This window comes from Pseudomonas sp. DCA-1 (genome assembly GCF_046523955.1).
Classification (GTDB): Bacteria; Pseudomonadota; Gammaproteobacteria; order Pseudomonadales; family Pseudomonadaceae; genus Aquipseudomonas; species Aquipseudomonas putida_Y.
On the sequence record NZ_CP169881.1, the window covers coordinates 3,053,417 to 3,072,182 of the forward strand.

Below are 18,766 nucleotides of genomic sequence, written 5' to 3' on the forward strand. Positions count from 1 at the left end.
GGACTGCTTCATGCCACCAAGCCCAACCACCCCAAGCGGTTTCATCCGCGTCCGTGGCGCCCGCGAGCACAACCTGAAGAACATTGATGTCGATATCCCCCGCGATGCCTTGGTGGTGTTCACCGGCGTGTCCGGCTCGGGCAAGTCCTCGTTGGCGTTCTCCACGCTGTATGCCGAAGCCCAGCGTCGCTATTTCGAATCGGTGGCGCCCTATGCCCGGCGCCTGATTGACCAGGTTGGCGTGCCGGATGTCGATGGCATCGACGGGCTGCCGCCGGCGGTGGCCCTGCAGCAGCAACGCGGCACGCCGAGTGCACGCTCCTCGGTGGGTAGCGTGACCACCTTGTCCAGTTCGATCCGCATGCTTTACTCCCGCGCAGGCCATTACCCGGCCGGGCAAGCGATGCTGTACGCCGAAGACTTTTCTCCGAACACGCCCCAGGGCGCTTGCCCGCAATGCCATGGCCTGGGGCGTGTCTACGAGGTGACCGAAGCGACCATGGTCCCCGACCCTTCGCTGACCATCCGTGAGCGTGCGGTAGCAGCGTGGCCAATGGCCTGGCAAGGGCAAAACCTGCGCGACATCCTGGTCACGCTGGGCTATGACGTCGATATCCCTTGGCGCGACCTGCCCCAGGCACAGCGCGACTGGATCCTGTTCACTGAAGAGACGCCCACCGCCCCCGTGTATGCCGGCCTGACCCCGGCGCAGACCCGCGAAGCCCTCAAGCGCAAACTGGAGCCCAGCTATCAAGGCACGTTCATGGGTGCCCGACGTTACGTGCTGCATACCTTCATGCACTCGCAGAGCGCGCAGATGCGCAAGCGTGTGGCCCAGTACATGCGCCCCAGCCCTTGCCCGCTGTGCCAAGGCAAACGCCTGAAGCGCGAAGCGCTGGCCGTGACCTTCGCCGGGCTGGACATCGCCGAACTGTCGCACCTGTCGTTGCAGGCGCTGGCCGAGGTGTTCCGCAAGGTGGCGGCAGCTGACTACCTGACCCAGCAGCAGGACGAACTGACACTGGAAAAACGCCTGGCGGCCCAACGCATCGCCAACGAGCTGCTCGAACGCATTGACACGCTGCTTGACCTCGGCCTTGGTTACCTGGCCCTGGAGCGCAGCACCCCAACCTTGTCTTCCGGTGAACTGCAACGCCTGCGCCTGGCCACGCAGCTGAATTCGCAGCTGTTCGGGGTGGTCTACGTGCTCGACGAGCCGTCGGCCGGCTTGCACCCGGCTGACAGTGAAGCGCTGTTCGAAGCCTTGCAGCGCCTGAAACAGGCTGGCAACTCGGTGTATGTGGTGGAGCATGACCTGGACACCATGCACCGCGCCGACTGGCTGGTGGATGTAGGGCCAGCTGCCGGCGAGCACGGCGGCACCATCCTCTACAGCGGGCCGCCTGCCGGCCTGGCCGAGGTCCAGCAGTCATGCACCCGCACCTACCTGTTCAGTGCCCCGGCCCAGGCCACACGCGCCCCCCGCCAGGCCCGCGACTGGCTGAAGCTCGAAGGCATCACCCGCAATAACCTCGATAACCTGAGCGCTGCATTCCCGCTGGGCTGCTTTACCGCCGTTACCGGTATTTCCGGCTCGGGTAAATCCAGCCTGGTCAGCCAGGCCCTGCTGGAACTGGTAGGGGCACACCTGGGCCATGCCGAGCAACGTAGCGAGCCCGAAGCGCAAAGCCTGGAAGATGAACCTGAACAGACCAGCAGCGGCCACGTAAGCGCCGGGCTTGGCAGCATCAAGCGGCTGGTGCAAGTTGACCAGAAGCCGATCGGCCGCACGCCGCGCTCCAACCTGGCCACCTACACTGGCCTGTTCGACCACGTGCGCAAACTGTTCGCGGCTACCGAGCAGGCCAAGGCACAGGGCTTCGACGCCGGGCGCTTTTCGTTCAACGTTGCCAAGGGCCGGTGCGCCAACTGCGAGGGTGAGGGTTTCGTCAGCGTCGAGCTGCTGTTCATGCCCAGCGTGTATGCGCCCTGCCCGACCTGCCAGGGTGCCCGCTACAACCCCGAAACCCTGGCGGTGAGCTGGCAAGGCATGAACATCGCGCAAGTGCTGCAGTTGACCGTCGACCAGGCCCTGCAGGTTTTTGCCGAACAACCGCCTGCACGCCGTTGCCTGCAAGTGCTACAGGATATCGGCCTGGGCTACTTGCGTCTGGGCCAGCCAGCCACCGAGCTGTCCGGTGGCGAAGCGCAGCGCATCAAGCTGGCGACCGAACTGCAGCGCATGGCCCGCGGGGCAACCCTGTATGTGCTGGATGAACCCACCAACGGCTTGCACCCGCAGGACATCGACCGGCTGCTGGTACAGCTGAACCGCCTGGTAGAAAGCGGGCATAGCGTGGTGGTGGTCGAGCATGACATGCGAGTGGTGGCGCAGAGCGACTGGGTGATCGATATCGGGCCGGGGGCTGGCGATGCCGGGGGCAAGGTGGTGGTCAGTGGCACGCCGCAGGTGGTGGCGGCATGTACCAACAGCCGCACGGCGGCGTTTCTGGCCAAGGCCTTGTGACCCCTGCGCATTGCCAGGTTGCTGGGCCGCCGACTAGCGCGCATTGACTCAACGGAAATTGCTGTCGTTGCCAATGGCCTACATCCACCAGGCCAGCACCACCGGCAACCAGGCAAACGACAGCACCGTAGAACACATCACCAGGTTCGCCACCTGCTCTGGCTCACGGTTGGCCCGCACCGCCATCAGGTAGTTGAACACGGCCACCGGCATCGCCGACTGCACCACCAGCACCGCACGCTCCAGGCTGTCCATATCCAATACCGCGCCCACTGCCCAGCCCACCGCAGCGCCCAGGCCAATGCGCAAACCGCCCAGCAACATGCCGCTGCCCACGTGACGCAGGCGAATGCTGGCCAGTGATACCCCCAAGGTCAGCAGCATGAGCGGGATGGTCATGCCGCCCAGCAGGTCTACGGTGTTGGCCAGCCAACGCGGCAGTTCGAAATCGAGAAAGATGATGGGCATGGCGCCGGCCAGGCTGATGACGATAGGGTTGCGCAGCAGCGCCTTGAGCGAAGCCGCCGTGCCGGAAATGGCCATGCCGATGGTGAACTGCACGATGGACAGGGTCAGGAAAAACGCCACAGCCAGGGCCAGGCCATGCTCACCGAAGGCATACAGACTGATCGGCAGGCCCATGTTGCCTGTATTAGGGAACATGAACGCCGGTAGCAGTACCCGCCAGTGCATGCCCGACGCGCGACACACCAGCAAAGCGGCCAAGGCCATCCCCAAGGTGCACAGCAAGCAGGCCACGGCCATGCTGGTAAAGGCATTCGGGTTCAGCTCGGTACGACTGAGGGTGGACAGCACCAGCGAAGGTGTGCCGACGGTCATCACCACCCGGGCGATGAAATCGGTGGGGTAATCCAGGCCCTTGCGGGCCCAGGCAAAGCCAATTCCGGCGACGATGAAAACCGGAGCCAGGACTGCGAACAGCGACGCGAACATGGAGGCCTTCCTTGGTGGGGGGGTCAGCATTATGCAGCACTCTGCAAGATTGCCGTGCCGATCTCACCGCACGCAGGAGCAGCCATCTAAAATGTCTGTGGAAGACATGTTCATGTCGCGCTGAGACTGCGGCGTCTCGTCGCACACCCATACCCCTTGGCAAAAGCGTCCAAGCCCGTAGAATCCCGCTTCCTTTTCGCCCGTCGCCTTGAACGGTGGCAACCAGCAGCAATGACAGAGTCAGCGCCTGAACACATGAACGCACATGTGAAGTAGGCTCAACCCTCCCCGCCCGGCCCATCTCCCATAACGCCCAGCGGTTGAGTCTTGCCCAGGTCGCATCCGTGTCACCACTCGCCCCTTGCCGGGTCGAGCCGGTGTGCGCGCCGAGAAGGTGCTCATTCCGCTCATCCAACTAGAGGTACGTATGTCTCCGCGTTTGCTGGCCATGGCGCTGGCGCCCCTGCTCGGGCTGTTCATCATCGCCCTGGGCAACGGCTTCATGTCTTCCCTGACCACCCTGCGCCTGGGCGCCGCCGGTGAGTCTGCCACCACCATCGGTATCGTCTCGTCGACCTACTTCATCGGCCTGACCCTCGGTGCCATCTTCAACGACCGGCTGATCCTGCGCATTGGCCACATCCGCGCCTATACCAGCTTCGCCTCGCTGATTGCCGTCACCATCCTGCTGCAAGGGTTGTTCTACGAGGTCACCTGGTGGTCGGTGCTGCGCCTGATCAATGGCTGGGCGGCAGTCGGCGTGTTTCTGGTGATCGAGAGCTGGCTGCTGCTGGCCGGTGACGCAAAGATTCGTGGCCGCCTGCTGGCGCTGTACATGATCGCCTTCTACGGCGCCGGGGTGATCGCCCAGGCCGGCCTTGGCGAAATCACCCAGCTAGGCGATACCGCCCCGTTCATGCTGGCCGGCGTGCTGGCCGCCCTGTCGGTGCTACCGATCGTGATCCTGCCGCGGGTGTCGCCGCTGCTGGACCAGGTCGAACCCCTCAAGCCCCGCCAGTTACTGGGCGTGGCACCGTCGGGCCTGGTCGGCTGCTTCGGCTCGGGCGTGGCGATTGCCGGCATCTATGCGCTGCTGCCACTGTACTTGCAGCGCATCGGCCTGGAGGTGGGTGAAGTTGGCAACATGATGGCCTGGGTCATCCTCGGCGCGATGCTGCTGCAATACCCGGTCGGGCGCTGGTCCGACCGCAAGGACCGCCTCGATGTGCTGCTCGCGCTTGCCGCGTTGTGCGTTGTCCTGTCGCTTGTAACGGTGTTCCTGCCATCGGACTCGTTCCTGCTGCCGGCCATGCTGTTCCTGTTGGGTGGCGGCGTGTTCACGCTGTACCCGGTGGCGGTCAGCCATGCGGCCGACCGCGCGCCTTCCGATGCGCTGGTACCGATGATTCAGGGCCTGCTACTGATCAACTCGCTGGGTTCGGCCATGGCCCCGGTGGCCATTTCACCGATGATGACCGAGTTTGGTGAGGCCGGGTTGTTCTGGGCGTTTGCCGTGGTCAACCTGACCATGGTGTGCTTCTTCATGTGGCGCCGTGGCAAACGCCCGGCAGCAGAGCACCCTGCCCCGTTCACCGCGTCGACCACCTTCTCGCCAACTGGCGCCGAGCTGCGGGTGACCGAAGACCTGATGCATGCAGCGCAGGAGCATCCGCCGCTGGAGCCAGTCGAAACCCCGGCGCCCGCACAGCACTCAGCATCCTGATGATTGCAGGGGCCGCACTGCGGCCCAATCGCGGTACCAGGCCGTTCCCACAGAAGATTACATTTCCTTCTGCGGGCGGCCTTGGGTGTGACAGGGATATACAGCCCCCAGAAATTGCCACTCGTCGCCCAGAAGGCACCCCGCCAGCTGCCGCCAGCCAAACGAATGACTGATCATCCGCAAAGGAGAAGTCCCATGATCCGCATTCGCCCGCTATCCCTGTGCCTGGCGCTCGCCCTGAGCAGCCTCACCGGCACTGCCTTCGCCGCCACCGACACCCATACCGACAGCCATCCGCAAACCGACCACTCTGGCGGCAAGACCGTCGGTGAAGGCAGCAGCGTCAACAGCCCCGGCAGCGGCAAAGGTAACGACAGCAGTGACACAGGCAGCAACACCGATGCCGCCGACGGTGCCGCTGGCGGCTCCAACAATACCGGCGAAGGCACTGGCTCTGGTGCCGGTGCCAGCGGCGGCACTGCCGAGGACCAGGACAGCCGCTGAAGCCGACCTGGACTAAACTGAGCCCTGACGCCCTGACCAGGATTGACCATGCACCTCAAACACTGGCTGTTCGCTGCTTTGCTGCCGTGCACTGCTTTAGCTGGCGCAGGCAACCAAGGCGCGATGTCGATCAGTTCCTCGTCATTCACCGATGGCGGCGTCATCGCCCTGCAACAGGTCGGCCAGGACCCGGCATGCGGCGCCGGCGAAGAGCGGACCCCGCAACTGAGCTGGGACAACTTGCCCGCAGGTACGCGGTCGCTGGCCCTGATCATGTTCGACCCGGACGGTGGCAAGGGCGTTGGTGTGGTGCACTGGATCGCCTACAACATCGACCCCGAACAGGATGGGCTCAAGGCAGGCACGGCAGGGCTGAGCGGGCCATCCGTGACAGTGGGCCGCAACTCCCGCGGTACCCTCAGCTACCGAGGCCCCTGCCCACCCGCCGGCGACAACCCTCATCATTACGCACTGACCCTGATTGCCACCGACCTGCCTTTGGGTACCTTGCCTGAGGGGCTGGATCGCAGCGGCCTGCTACAACTGCTGCAAGGCCACGCGCTGGGGGCTCAAAGCCTGGTCGGGCGATACGGCCATTGAACCAGTCAGTACAAAAACAAATGATCAGCCCCATAGCATTTATCCATTGAATGGCCTGCACGAACTGAAGTAAGCTCGGGCTCATTCACTGGAGAGCAACATGCCGAAACACACCCGCAACCACGCCAACCACACCGGTCGCAGCCTGCGCCCTGTGCTGGCCGTTGCCGGCTGCGTGGCACCTGCCAACTATTACTTTGGGTATTGGTTTAGCCATTAGGCGCCGATACCCACCCGGCGTCCACCTTCGAGGGGCCGCCGAACATGAGAATACTCAAACCCCCGGTCGGCTTCCCGACCGGGGGTTTTGCTTTTCAGGCCTTTGACCAACACCGCTTCACTTTGAGGACAGATTCATGAACTACGCCACTTATTACTACGCAAACACCTCTGCCTGGCGATTTAGCCAATCCCGCTCGGGCCAGCCTGCCGCCTCCGATCGGTCCTCTACAGGTGGCAATGCAGCAGCCAATACCAATTCAACGATCTGTCGAACACCTCGATAGGGCCGACAATGCGGGCCTGAACCCGCTGTCCGTCCAGGGAAAAACGCCATGCACGCTTCCAGCCTCGCCCTGCCCCTGACCCAGCCGCAAGCGGCCAACACCACTGTCAGCAAACGCTTGCCCAGCCCGCACCTGCTCAAGCAACAGATGCCACTGTCCAGCGAACTGGCCCAGCAAGTCCAGGCCCATCGCCTGGCCATCCGCGACATCCTCGAAGGCCGCGACCCACGCCTGCTGGTCATCGTCGGCCCCTGCTCCATCCATGACCCACGCGCGGCCCTGGAATACGCCGACCGCCTGGCCGCCCTTGGCCGCGAAGTCAACGACAAGCTGCTGCTGGTGATGCGCGCCTACGTCGAAAAACCGCGTACTACAGTGGGCTGGAAAGGCCTGGCCTACGACCCGCACCTCGATGGCAGTGACGACATGCACTCAGGCATCGCCTTGTCCCGCGGGCTGATGCTGAGCATGATCGAACGCGGCCTGCCGATCGCTACCGAGTTGCTGCAACCGATGGCCGCCGGCTACTTCGATGACCTGCTGGCCTGGGCCGCGATTGGCGCACGCACCACCGAATCGCAAATCCACCGCGAAATGGTCAGTGGGCTGGAACTGCCGGTCGGCTTCAAGAACGGTACGGACGGCGGCATCGCCATCGCCAGCGACGCCATGCGCAGCGCTGCCCACCCCCACCGGCACTTCGGCATGGATGCACAGGGCCACCCGGCGATCATCGAGACCTTGGGCAACCCGGACACGCACCTGGTACTGCGCGGCGGCCACAAAGGCCCGAACTACGATGCCAACAGCATCGCCATGGCCCGCCAGGCGTTGGCCAAGGCCGGCCTGCAGGCACGGATCATGGTCGATTGCAGCCACGCCAACAGCGGCAAGGACCCGGCGCGCCAGCCAGCGGTCTTCAATGAGGTGCTGGAGCAGCGCCTGGGCGGCGACCGTTCGCTGGTCGGGGTGATGATCGAAGGGCACTTGTTCGATGGCTGCCAGGCACTGGGCAAGGGCGCACTCAAATACGGCGTGTCGATTACCGACGGCTGCCTGGGCTGGGCCTCGACCGAAACCTTGTTGCGTGAGGCGGCACAAAAACTGTAGGCCAATGGTTGCAAGCCTGGCGAGACATACCCCGGACAAGTGCGCTAGGCTTGCCTTTTTTACCCCCAAGGAGCAGTACCCATGGCCCGTGCAACCGCCCGCCACATTCTGGTCAGCAGCGAAGACAAGTGCAACGAACTGAAAGCCCAGATCGAAGCAGGCGCCGACTTCGCTGAAATCGCCAAAGCCAACTCCACCTGCCCGTCCAGCCGTCAGGGCGGTGACCTGGGCTCGTTCGGCCCAGGCCAGATGGTCAAGGAATTCGACACCGTGGTCTTCAGCGCCCCGGTCAACACTGTGCAAGGCCCGGTGAAGACCCAGTTCGGCTACCACCTGCTGGAAGTGACCAGCCGCCAGGACTGATTCACCCCTCCCGGTGATCAGCCCCCCTGTGGGAGCGGGTTTACCCGCGAAGAGGCCAGACCAGACAACCTCGTTGCCTGCTCCGACGCATTCGCGGGTGAACCCGCTCCCACAAGTATTGTGGGGGCTTGTATTTTCGTGCGTGGGCTTTACGGTCCAAGCGGCTACCACCCACGCCCTCACCGTCTACGGTGAAGCCCCCCGCTACGCCGCCAGCTTCCGGCATTTCGACTATGTAAACCCCGACGCCCCCAAGGGCGGCATCTTGCGCCGCTCGGCCATCGAGATCGGCCAGTTCGACCACATCCTGCCCTACATCGACAAAGGCATCGGTGTCAGCGAAGTCGATGGTCTGCTGTACGCGCCACTGGCGGTACGCTCGTACGATGAACCCTATACCGTTTACGGCCTGATCGCCCGGCGCATGGAGCGCGGCCCCAATGATGAGTGGCTGCGTTTCGACATCGACCCACGCGCCACCTTCGCCGATGACAAGCCGGTGCGCGCCGAAGACGTGCGTTTCACCTTCGAACTGCTGATGAGCAAGGGCAGCCTCAAATACCGTACCCAGTTTGCCGACGTGACCGGCGTGACCGTGGAAAGCCTGCACAGCGTACGATTCGACTTGAAGCCCGAGCACGGCCGCACCCTGGCGCTGGACCTCGCCAGTCTGCCGGTAATGCCCGAGCACGACTGGCAGCAGCGCGATTTTGCCAACGGTGCCGGCTTCGACAAGCCGGTTGGCAGCGGGCCATACCGCATCGGGCGCATCGACAACGGCCGCAGCATCACCTTCGAACGCGACCCGACATGGTGGGCACGTGACTTGCCGGCCAGCCGTGGCCGCTACAATTTCGACAAGCTGCGCATCGAGTACTTCGGCGACACCGAAGTGGCGCGCCAGGTACTCAAAGGCGGTGGCTACGACTATAACCGCGAGTTCTCCGCCACGGCCTACACCTTGGGCTACAACGGTGCGCAACTGGACGACGGCCGCCTGCAACGCGCCCACCTGGCCCCGGCCAAACCGCAGGTGGCCCAAGGTTTCGTGTTCAACCTCGACCAGCCGCAGTTCAAGGACCGCCGTGTGCGCCAGGCGCTGGGTATGTTGTGGGACTATGAGTGGAGCAACCGGCAGATGATGCGCAACCTGTACATCCGCCAGCAAAGCGTGTTCTCCAATACCCCTTTGGCCGCTCGCCAGTTGCCGGATGCGGAGGAGTTGAAGCTGCTCGCCCCCTTGCGCGGCCAAGTGCCAGATGAAGTGTTCACCACGGTGTTCACTGCCCCGGTCACCGACGGCTCGGGGATCATCCGTAAACAGCAGTTGCAGGCCTTGGCCCTGCTCGAACAAGCCGGCTGGCACCCCGAAGGCGACCGCTTGGTCAATAGCCAGGGCACGCCACTGGCGTTCACGTTCCTCAATGGCCAGGCGGGCCTTGAACGCCTGCTGCTGCCGTGGAAGCGCAACCTGGCCCAGATCGGCGTGACCCTGAACATCCGCAACGTCGACTCGGCCCAGTACGTCAACCGGCTGATGGCGCGCGATTACGACATGATCGTCACCGGCTACCCGGTCACCCTGTCGCCGGGCGCCGAGTTGTACAACTACTTCGGCTCGGCGGCCGCTCACGACCCCGGCTCGAACAACCTGATGGTCCTGCAGGACCCGGCCGTAGACCACCTGATCGACGGCCTGGTTCGCGCCGACACCCAGGCCGACATGCTGCGTCACGCCCATGCCCTGGACCGCGTGCTGCAATGGAATTACTACTGGATCCCCAACTACTACCCGCCAGGCAGCTCCACCGCCTGGTGGAACCGCTTCGGCCTGCCCAAGGTCCAGGCCACCTATGACGAGGGCCTGGACACCTGGTGGGAGGTCAGCCCTACCCCGCTGACCAACGCGCAAATGGCCGAACGCCGGAAGGCCTCGCCATGACCGCTTATATCCTGCGCCGCCTGTTGCTGATCATTCCGACGCTGCTGGCAATCCTGCTGGTCAATTTCGCCATCGTCCAGGCCGCGCCGGGTGGCCCGGTGGAGCAAGCCGTGGCCCGCCTCCAGGGCATCGGTGGCGGCGCACCTGGCGCGCGCGCTGAAGTGGTTCATGGCGAATCCCGCGCCACACGCGGCCTGGACCCGAAACTGATCGAAGAGATCAAGCGCCAGTACGGCTTTGACAAGTCCGCCCCCGAACGCCTGTGGTTGATGCTGGGCCAATATGCCCGGCTGGACTTTGGCAACAGCTTCTTCCGCGGCGCCAAAGTCACCGACCTGATTCTCGACAAGTTGCCGGTCACCTTGTCGCTGGGCTTCTGGGCCACGCTGATCACCTACCTGGTGTCGATCCCGCTGGGCATCCGCAAGGCAATGCGCCATGGCAGCCGCTTCGATGCCTGGAGCAGCGCATTGATCGTGATCGGTTACGCCCTGCCTTCGTTCCTGTTCGCGCTCTTGCTGATCGTACTGTTTGCCGGCGGCACTTCGCTCAGCTGGTTCCCGGTACGCGGCCTGGTCTCGGACAATTTCGACGAGCTCAGCCTGCTGGGCAAGGTCGCCGACTACTTCTGGCACCTGGTGCTGCCGGTCGCCGCCCTGGTGATCGGAGGGTTCGCCACCCTCACGTTGCTGACCAAGAATGCTTTCCTCGACGAGGTTTCCCGCCAATACGTGGTCACTGCCCGGGCCAAAGGCCTTAGCGAACGCCGCGTGCTGTATGGCCATGTCTTGCGCAACGCCATGCTGCTGGTGGTGGCCGGGCTGCCACAGGCGCTGATTACGGTATTTTTCGCCGGTTCGTTGCTGATCGAGGTGATCTTTTCGCTCGATGGCCTGGGCCGCATGAGTTATGAGGCCGCCGTGTCGCGGGATTACCCGGTGGTGTTCGGCACGCTGTTCATCTTCACCCTGGCGGGCCTGCTGATTCGTCTGATCGGTGACCTGTCTTACACGTTGCTCGACCCGCGCATCGACTTCGATACGAGGGCGCATTGATGCTATCGCCCCTATCACGCCGCCGCCTGCAACGCTTTCGGCGCCACCGCCTGGGCTGGGTGTCGCTGTGGTTGTTTGCCGGCCTTCTGCTGCTGAGTCTTTGCGCCGAACTGGTGGCCAACGACAAGCCACTGCTGCTGGGCTACAAGGGCGAGCTGTACGTTCCGGCGCTCAAACGCTACACCGAGCAGCAGTTTGGCGGGCAACTGCCGTTTCAACCCGACTACCGCAGCGCCTATGTGCGCCAACTGATCGCGGAACAAGGTGGCTGGATGCTGTTCGCACCTATCCCGTTCAGTGCCGACACACCAAATTACGACCTGCAGGTGCCCACCCCCAGCCCGCCCAGTGCCAGCAACTGGCTAGGCACCGACGACCAAGGCCGTGACGTGCTGGCGCGGGTGCTTTATGGCACGCGGGTATCGCTGCTGTTCGCCTTTGCCCTGACCGCGGTCAGTGTGCTTATTGGCGTGGCGGCAGGCGCCCTGCAAGGCTACCACGGGGGCTGGGTCGACCTGCTCGGGCAGCGCCTGCTGGAGGTATGGTCGGGGTTGCCCGTGCTGTATCTGCTGATCATCCTCAGCGGTTTTGTCGAACCGGATTTCTGGTGGCTGCTGGGGATCATGGCGCTGTTTTCCTGGCTGGCCCTGGTCGACGTGGTGCGCGCCGAGTTCCTGCGCGGGCGCAATCTGGAGTATGTAAAGGCTGCGCGGGCGCTGGGGTTACCGGACAGCCAGGTCATGCTGCGGCATATCTTGCCCAATGCCATGAATGCCACGCTGACCTATGTGCCGTTCATGCTGACCGGGGCCATTACCACACTGACCGCGCTGGACTTTCTGGGCTTTGGCATGCCAGCGGGCAGCGCCTCGCTGGGCGAGCTGGTGACCCAGGGCAAGCAGCACCTGGAGGCACCGTGGTTGGGCTTTACCGCGTTCTTTGCGCTGGCGGTGATCCTGTCACTGCTGGTGTTTATCGGGGATGCCCTGCGTGAGGCGTTTGACCCCCGACGATAAGTTTTCAGGCCCGGTCTTTTCGCGGGCTTGTGCCAATACATGATTCAGGATGTTCACCCATGCACGACAGCGACAGCCTCAAGGACTACCCCCAGGTACGGCAACTGGCGATCCGCTCGCTGTTCGAGATCATCGAGCAGTCCAGCGAAGGCACGGTGATCGTCGATCGCCAGGCACGCATCGTCTGGATGAACGAACGCTACGCCCGACGCTTTGGCCTGGCCGACGCTGCCAGTGCCATCGGCCAACCCTGCGAAACGGTGATCCCTGGGAGCCTGATGCGCGACGTGGTAAGCAATGGCCGGCCCATCCTGCTGGACATGCTCGACACGCAGAACGAGCCGTTGGTGGTCATGCGCCTGCCCATCCACGACGACCAGGGCGCGCTGATCGGCGCCATCGGCTTTGCCCTGTTCGACGAACTGCGCAGCCTTTCGCCGCTGCTCAAACGCTATTCCAGCATGCAGCAGGAACTGGCCTCGACCCGCTCGCAACTACGCGCCCGCCAGGCCAAGTACAGCTTCGCCCAGTTCGTAGGCAGCAGCGCGGCTAGCCTGGAAGCCAAGCGACGCGCCCGGCGTGGCGCCGGCAGCGATTCACCCGTGTTGCTGCTGGGCGAAACCGGCACCGGCAAGGAACTGCTGGCCCACGCCATTCACGCAGCGTCAGCACGGGCGCACAAAGCCTTTGTCAGCATCAACAGCGCAGCCATCCCGGAGACGCTGCTGGAAGCCGAATTCTTCGGCACTGCGCCGGGTGCTTTTACCGGTGCCGATCGCAAAGGCCGCAGCGGCAAGCTGCAACTGGCCGAAGGCGGCACGTTGTTCCTCGACGAGATCGGCGACATGCCGCTGGCCTTGCAGAGCAAGCTGCTGCGGGTGCTGCAGGAAAAGGAATACGAGCCGGTCGGTTCGAACCAGATGCTGCGCAGCGATGTGCGCATCATTGCCGCCACCTCCATCGACCTGCAGGCTGCCATGGCCCGCGGGGCCTTCCGCGCCGACCTGTATTACCGGCTGAATGTGCTGCCGATCGATGTCCCGCCGTTGCGGCAACGGCTGGAGGACCTGCCGGCGCTGTGCGAAGCCATATTGGCTGAGCTGGGCAGCCAGTACGAGCTGGAAGCTGAAGCGCAGCAACTGCTGGCCAGGCATGCCTGGCCGGGGAACATTCGCGAGCTGCGCAATGTGCTGGAGCGCGCGACCTTGCTGGCGGATCAGCCTCGGCTGGGGGTTGCGGACTTGCGTGCGGCACTGGGGCCATTGAGCCCGCTGGCTGAGGCGCCCAAACGCCAGACCTACCGCGAGGCGTGCGAGGCATTTGAACGCGGCCTGATTGCCGGGGCGCTGGCCGAACAGGGAGGAAAAGTGCCAGAGGCAGCGGCAGCCTTAGGGCTGGGGCGGTCGACGCTGTACAAGAAGATGGCGGCACTTGGTCTCTGATTGGAGACTCTTGTTTCTTATTTGAGATTACCGCCAGAGCTCCGCCTTCTATCAGAGGCAAGCCAGCGATAGGCTGTAAAGCAGCCCCTGGCGTCTCTGAATGTAGACATAAACTTCTAACAAAACTCTTTATCCCTTACAAATCAGCAAGTTACATAGTTGGCACGATTCCCGCTATCTCCTGTTCAACGATAAAAACAAGACTCACCCAGGAGACCCACCCCGATGACCGTGCTCATCGCACTCGCCGCTCTGGCCTTGCTGATGCTGGCCGCCTACCGCGGTTACAGCGTAATCCTCTTCGCCCCCATCGCCGCCCTCGGCGCTGTCCTGCTCACCGACCCTTCTGCCGTCGCCCCTGCGTTCACGGGGGTGTTCATGGAGAAAATGGTCGGTTTCATCAAACTGTACTTCCCCGTATTCCTGCTGGGTGCGGTGTTCGGCAAGCTGATCGAGCTGTCCGGCTTCTCCCGCTCGATCGTCGCTGCGGCCATCCGCCTGCTCGGCACCCGCCAGGCGATGCTGGTCATCGTACTGGTCTGTGCCCTGCTCACTTACGGCGGTGTTTCGCTGTTCGTGGTGGTGTTCGCGGTGTACCCGTTCGCCGCCGAAATGTTCCGTCAGAGCAACATCCCCAAACGCCTGATCCCGGCCACCATCGCCCTGGGCGCATTCTCGTTCACCATGGACGCCTTGCCCGGCACCCCACAGATCCAGAACATCATCCCCAGCACCTTCTTCAACACCACCGCCTGGGCCGCACCGTGGCTGGGCCTGATCGGCACGCTGTTCGTGTTCTTTACCGGCATGGCCTATCTGCAGCGCCAGCGCAACAAGGCCCTGCGCGCCGGTGAAGGTTATGGCGCCAACTTGCGCAACGAGCCGGAAACCGCTGCCGACCTGAGCCTGCCCAACCCTTGGCTGGCGCTGTCGCCGCTGATACTGGTGGGGGTCATGAACCTGGTGTTCACCCACTGGATACCGCATTGGTACGGCTCCAGCCACAGCCTGCAATTGCCAGGCATGAGTGCACCGGTACAAAGCGACGTGACCAAGCTGACGGCCATCTGGGCTGTGCAGGCTGCGTTGCTGGTGGGCATCCTGATGGTCCTGGTGTGCGCCTTTGGGGCCATTCGTACGCGTTTGGCCGAAGGCACCAAAAGCGCGGTGGGCGGTGCCTTGCTGGCAGCCATGAACACCGCCTCGGAATATGGCTTTGGCGCGGTAATCGCCTCGTTGCCGGGTTTTCTGGTGCTGGCCGATGCCCTGCGCGGCATCCCCAACCCATTGGTGAACGAAGCCATCACCGTGACCTTGCTGGCCGGCATCACTGGCTCTGCTTCGGGCGGCATGAGCATCGCCCTGGCAGCCATGGGCGACACGTTCATCGCCGCCGCCCACGCGGCCGACATCCCGCTGGAAGTACTACACCGGGTAGCCGCCATGGCCAGCGGCGGCATGGACACCCTGCCGCACAACGGCGCGGTGATCACCTTGCTGGCGGTGACTGGCCTCACCCACCGCGAGGCTTACAAGGACATTTTTGGTATTACCCTGATCAAGACCCTGGCAGTGTTCGTGGTCATCACCACGTTCTACGCCACTGGCATCGTCTAAGGAGCATGGCATGACCCTTGAAGGCAAAACTGCACTCGTCACCGGTTCAACCAGCGGCATTGGCCTGGGCATCGCCCAGGTATTGGCCCGGGCCGGCGCCAACATCGTGCTCAACGGCTTTGGCGACCCGGGCCCCGCCATGGCGGAAATTGCCCGGCACGGGGTGAAGGTCGTCCATCACCCGGCCGACCTGTCGGATGTGATCCAGATCGAAGCCTTGTTCAACCTGGCCGAACGTGAGTTCGGCGGCGTCGACATCCTGGTCAACAACGCCGGTATCCAGCATGTGGCACCGGTTGAGCAGTTCCCGCCGGAAAGCTGGGACAAGATCATCGCCCTGAACCTGTCGGCCGTATTCCATGGCACTCGCCTGGCACTGCCGGGCATGCGCACGCGCGACTGGGGGCGCATCATCAATATCGCTTCGGTCCATGGCCTGGTCGGTTCGATTGGCAAGGCAGCCTACGTGGCAGCCAAGCATGGTGTGGTCGGCCTGACCAAGGTGGTCGGCCTGGAAACCGCCACCAGTCATGTCACCTGCAATGCCATCTGCCCGGGCTGGGTGCTGACACCGCTGGTACAAAAGCAGATCGACGATCGTGCGGCCAAGGGTGGCGATCGGTTGCAAGCGCAGCACGATCTGCTGGCAGAAAAGCAACCGTCGCTGGCCTTCGTTACCCCCGAACACCTCGGTGAGCTGGTACTCTTCCTGTGCAGCGAGGCCGGTAGCCAGGTTCGCGGCGCCGCCTGGAACGTCGATGGTGGCTGGTTGGCCCAGTGACGGGCGGCCTGGGCCTGGCAACGGCCGCGCATTCGTTTATCAGCAAGGAGGCCTTATGCGCCCTACCCCAATGACCGCGCTTCTAGCCCTGAGCCTGGCCGCCGCCGCACCTGCGATGGCCGCCAGCCTGAAGGACATCGCGCCCTACCCCGAGGCGGAAAAAGGCTTCACCCGGCAGGTTATCCACCTGCCGGCCCAGGCCGATGAGTCGGCCTATAAACTGGAAATCCTCGCTGGCAAGACCCTGCAGGTCGACTGCAATCGCCAGCGCCTGGGCGGCAGCCTCGAAGAGCGCACCCTGGAAGGCTGGGGCTACAGTTACTACCGCCTGGACAACGTCAGCGGCCCGGCCAGCACACTGATGGCCTGCCCGGACGGCAAGAAGACCGAGGCCTTCGTGCCGGTGGTCGGCGACGGCTTCCTGCTGCGCTACAACAGCAAGCTGCCGGTAGTGGTGTATGTGCCCAAGGATGTCGAAGTGCGCTACCGCGTGTGGTCGGCATCGCAGGATGTGCAAAAGGCTAAAGTAGAGTAAGCAGAACCGCTTTCTCTGCAGGATCAGCTTCTTCGCAACACAAGGCTGATCCTGCACTGAGCCTGCTTTGTTCCGGTAAAGGAGATTCGGCATGAACGATGTGCTCTGGCGCCCGTCCACAACGCAGATCGAGGCCAGCCGGATGGATGCCTTCCGCCGCCGGGTCAACCTGCGCTACAACCTGCAACTCGACGACTACCAGGCCCTGCACGGCTGGAGCATCGAACAGCGCGCCGACTTCTGGCAAACCCTTGCCGAGTTTTTCCACGTACATTGGCATACCCCACCCAGCCAGGTGCTTAGCGAAGGGCCGCAGATGCCCGATGCACAGTGGTTCGCCAATGCCACCCTGAACTTTGCCGAACACCTGCTGCGCCGCCGCGACGACCGCCCGGCCGTGGTCGCCGTGCGCGAAGACGGCCAACGCGAAGTGTTCAGCCATGCTGAACTGGCCGCGCAGGTGGCCGGGCTGCAAACGGCATTCAAGGCTGCAGGTATCGTCCCGGGCGACCGGGTAGCGGCCATCATGCCCAATACCTGGCAAACACTGGTGGCCATGCTCGCCTGCACCAGCCTTGGCGCAGTCTGGTCTTCCTCCTCGCCCGAATTCGGCGTGCATGGCATCATCGACCGCTTCGGCCAGATCGAACCCAAGCTGCTGATCGTCTGCGCCGGTTATCAGTATGCGGGCAAGGCCATCGACCAGGTGACCAAGGTCAACCAGGTGTGCGCGCAGTTGCCTGGCCTGGAGCAACTGATCGTGGTGCCCCATACCCGCAAAGGCACGCGTGCCGACGAATTCCAGGCAGCCAACGTCAGCCTGTGGGATGACTTCTTCCAGCCCGGCGGCGAGCCCCGTTTCACCCCGCTGCCGTTCGACCACCCGCTGTACATCCTCTATTCCAGTGGCACCACCGGCGTGCCCAAGTGCATTGTCCATCGCGCCGGAGGCGTGCTGTTGCAACACCTCAAGGAACACGGCCTGCACAACGACCTGAAGGCCGATGACGTGCTGTTCTACTACACCACCTGCGGCTGGATGATGTGGAACTGGCTGGCCAGCGGCCTGGCGGTGGGTGCCACGCTGGTGCTGTACGACGGCTCACCGTTCCACCCGGGCCCCGGGCGCCTTCTGGACCTGATAGAGGCCGAGGGCATCCACGCCTTCGGCACCAGCGCCAAGTACCTGGCGGCACTGGAGCAGGCAGGCCTGGAACCCGCCACCAGCCACTGCCTGACCAGCCTGCGGCTGCTGATGTCCACCGGTTCGCCGCTGTCACCGCACAGCTATGACTATGTGTACGACAAGATCAAGGCCGACCTGTGGCTCGTGTCCATGTCGGGCGGTACGGATATCGTCTCCTGCTTCGTGCTGGGCAACCCGACCCTGCCTGTGCGTCGTGGCGAAATCCAGTGCAAGGGCCTGGGTATGGCGGTGGAGGTGTGGAACGAGCAGGGTCAGCCCGTGGTGGACGAAAAAGGCGAGCTGGTGTGCACGCGCAACTTCCCCTCGATGCCACTCGGCTTCTGGAACGACCCGGACGGCCGCCGTTACCAGGATGCCTATTTCAGCCAGTTTCCGGGGGTGTGGGCCCAGGGCGACTACGCCGAGCAGCGTGCCAGCGGGGGCATGGTGATTCACGGGCGCTCCGACGCCGTGCTCAACCCGGGCGGCGTGCGCATTGGCACCGCGGAGATCTACCGCCAGGTGGAAAAGGTCGAACAGGTCGTTGAAAGCGTGGCCATCGGCCAGGACTGGAACGGGGATGTGCGGGTGGTACTGTTCGTGCGCCTGCACGACGGCCTGCAGCTGGATGAAGCCCTGCGCCAGCACATCCGCCAGGTAATACGCCAGTACACCACACCCCGCCATGTGCCGGCGGTGATCGCCCAGGTCAGCGACATACCGCGCACCATCAGTGGCAAGCTGGTGGAACTGGCGATTCGCGATGTGGTGCATGGGCGGCCGGTGAAGAACACCGATGCCCTGGCCAACCCGGAGGCACTGGAGCAGTTTCGCGATCGCGCCGAGCTGAAGAGCTGACATTCATCGCGGCCATTCAGGCACGATCGCTTCTGCTGGATTCAATC

Annotated in this window: 15 protein-coding genes; 14 read left to right on the forward strand and 1 reads right to left on the reverse strand. The window is 63.7% G+C overall.

Annotation, left to right across the window (positions count from 1 at the left end; translation table 11 throughout):
• Positions 1–10: 10 nt before the first annotated feature.
• Positions 11–2,527, forward strand: a complete 2,517-nt coding sequence (locus ACE4QZ_RS14415) for an excinuclease ABC subunit UvrA (RefSeq protein WP_021785676.1) — start codon at positions 11–13, stop codon at positions 2,525–2,527.
• A 78-nt stretch (positions 2,528–2,605) separates the two neighbouring features.
• Here the strand turns inward: ACE4QZ_RS14415 and ACE4QZ_RS14420 are convergent, their stop codons facing one another.
• Positions 2,606–3,481: an AEC family transporter gene (locus tag ACE4QZ_RS14420; protein WP_021785675.1), complete on the reverse strand. Its 876-nt coding sequence runs from the start codon at positions 3,479–3,481 to the stop codon at positions 2,606–2,608.
• Positions 3,482–3,908: 427 nt separating this feature from the next.
• Here ACE4QZ_RS14420 and ACE4QZ_RS14425 point away from each other — a divergent pair, with 427 nt between their 5' ends.
• The 13 genes from ACE4QZ_RS14425 (at position 3,909) to ACE4QZ_RS14485 (ending at position 18,719) form a co-directional block, all read left to right on the forward strand.
• Positions 3,909–5,204, forward strand: coding sequence for an MFS transporter (locus ACE4QZ_RS14425; RefSeq protein WP_021785674.1), 1,296 nt, complete (start codon positions 3,909–3,911; stop codon positions 5,202–5,204).
• Positions 5,205–5,399: 195 nt separating this feature from the next.
• Positions 5,400–5,708 (forward strand): hypothetical protein, encoded by a 309-nt coding sequence (locus ACE4QZ_RS14430; RefSeq protein ID WP_021785673.1) that lies wholly within the window; start codon positions 5,400–5,402, stop codon positions 5,706–5,708.
• A gap of 48 nt (positions 5,709–5,756) precedes the next feature.
• The gene (locus tag ACE4QZ_RS14435) at positions 5,757–6,308 is read left to right on the forward strand and encodes a YbhB/YbcL family Raf kinase inhibitor-like protein (protein ID WP_021785672.1); all 552 of its coding nucleotides are present in this window, start codon (positions 5,757–5,759) and stop codon (positions 6,306–6,308) included.
• A 554-nt stretch (positions 6,309–6,862) separates the two neighbouring features.
• On the forward strand, positions 6,863–7,924 hold the full coding sequence (locus tag ACE4QZ_RS14440; RefSeq protein ID WP_021785670.1) for a 3-deoxy-7-phosphoheptulonate synthase: 1,062 nt from the start codon (positions 6,863–6,865) through the stop codon (positions 7,922–7,924).
• Positions 7,925–8,005: 81 nt separating this feature from the next.
• On the forward strand, positions 8,006–8,287 hold the full coding sequence (locus ACE4QZ_RS14445) for a peptidylprolyl isomerase (protein WP_003248318.1): 282 nt from the start codon (positions 8,006–8,008) through the stop codon (positions 8,285–8,287).
• A 142-nt stretch (positions 8,288–8,429) separates the two neighbouring features.
• Complete coding sequence (locus ACE4QZ_RS14450; RefSeq protein ID WP_028697269.1) at positions 8,430–10,229, forward strand: extracellular solute-binding protein; 1,800 nt, start codon at positions 8,430–8,432, stop codon at positions 10,227–10,229.
• A complete protein-coding gene (locus ACE4QZ_RS14455; protein ID WP_021785668.1) occupies positions 10,226–11,284 on the forward strand; it encodes a microcin C ABC transporter permease YejB in 1,059 nt (352 codons plus the stop codon). The genes ACE4QZ_RS14450 and ACE4QZ_RS14455 overlap by 4 nt, the downstream gene beginning before the upstream one ends.
• Positions 11,284–12,300 (forward strand): ABC transporter permease, encoded by a 1,017-nt coding sequence (locus tag ACE4QZ_RS14460; RefSeq protein ID WP_021785667.1) that lies wholly within the window; start codon positions 11,284–11,286, stop codon positions 12,298–12,300. Before ACE4QZ_RS14455 ends, ACE4QZ_RS14460 begins: the two co-directional genes overlap by 1 nt.
• Before the next feature lie 59 nt (positions 12,301–12,359).
• Positions 12,360–13,742, forward strand: coding sequence for a sigma-54 interaction domain-containing protein (locus ACE4QZ_RS14465; RefSeq protein WP_021785666.1), 1,383 nt, complete (start codon positions 12,360–12,362; stop codon positions 13,740–13,742).
• A 225-nt stretch (positions 13,743–13,967) separates the two neighbouring features.
• On the forward strand, positions 13,968–15,359 hold the full coding sequence (locus tag ACE4QZ_RS14470) for a GntP family permease (RefSeq protein WP_021785665.1): 1,392 nt from the start codon (positions 13,968–13,970) through the stop codon (positions 15,357–15,359).
• Between the two features lie 10 nt (positions 15,360–15,369).
• The gene (hbdH, locus tag ACE4QZ_RS14475) at positions 15,370–16,140 is read left to right on the forward strand and encodes a 3-hydroxybutyrate dehydrogenase (RefSeq protein ID WP_021785664.1); all 771 of its coding nucleotides are present in this window, start codon (positions 15,370–15,372) and stop codon (positions 16,138–16,140) included.
• A 55-nt stretch (positions 16,141–16,195) separates the two neighbouring features.
• The gene (gene eco / locus ACE4QZ_RS14480; RefSeq protein WP_021785663.1) at positions 16,196–16,675 is read left to right on the forward strand and encodes a serine protease inhibitor ecotin; all 480 of its coding nucleotides are present in this window, start codon (positions 16,196–16,198) and stop codon (positions 16,673–16,675) included.
• Between the two features lie 91 nt (positions 16,676–16,766).
• A complete protein-coding gene (locus tag ACE4QZ_RS14485; RefSeq protein WP_021785662.1) occupies positions 16,767–18,719 on the forward strand; it encodes an acetoacetate--CoA ligase in 1,953 nt (650 codons plus the stop codon).
• The last annotated feature ends 47 nt before the right edge of the window (positions 18,720–18,766 follow it).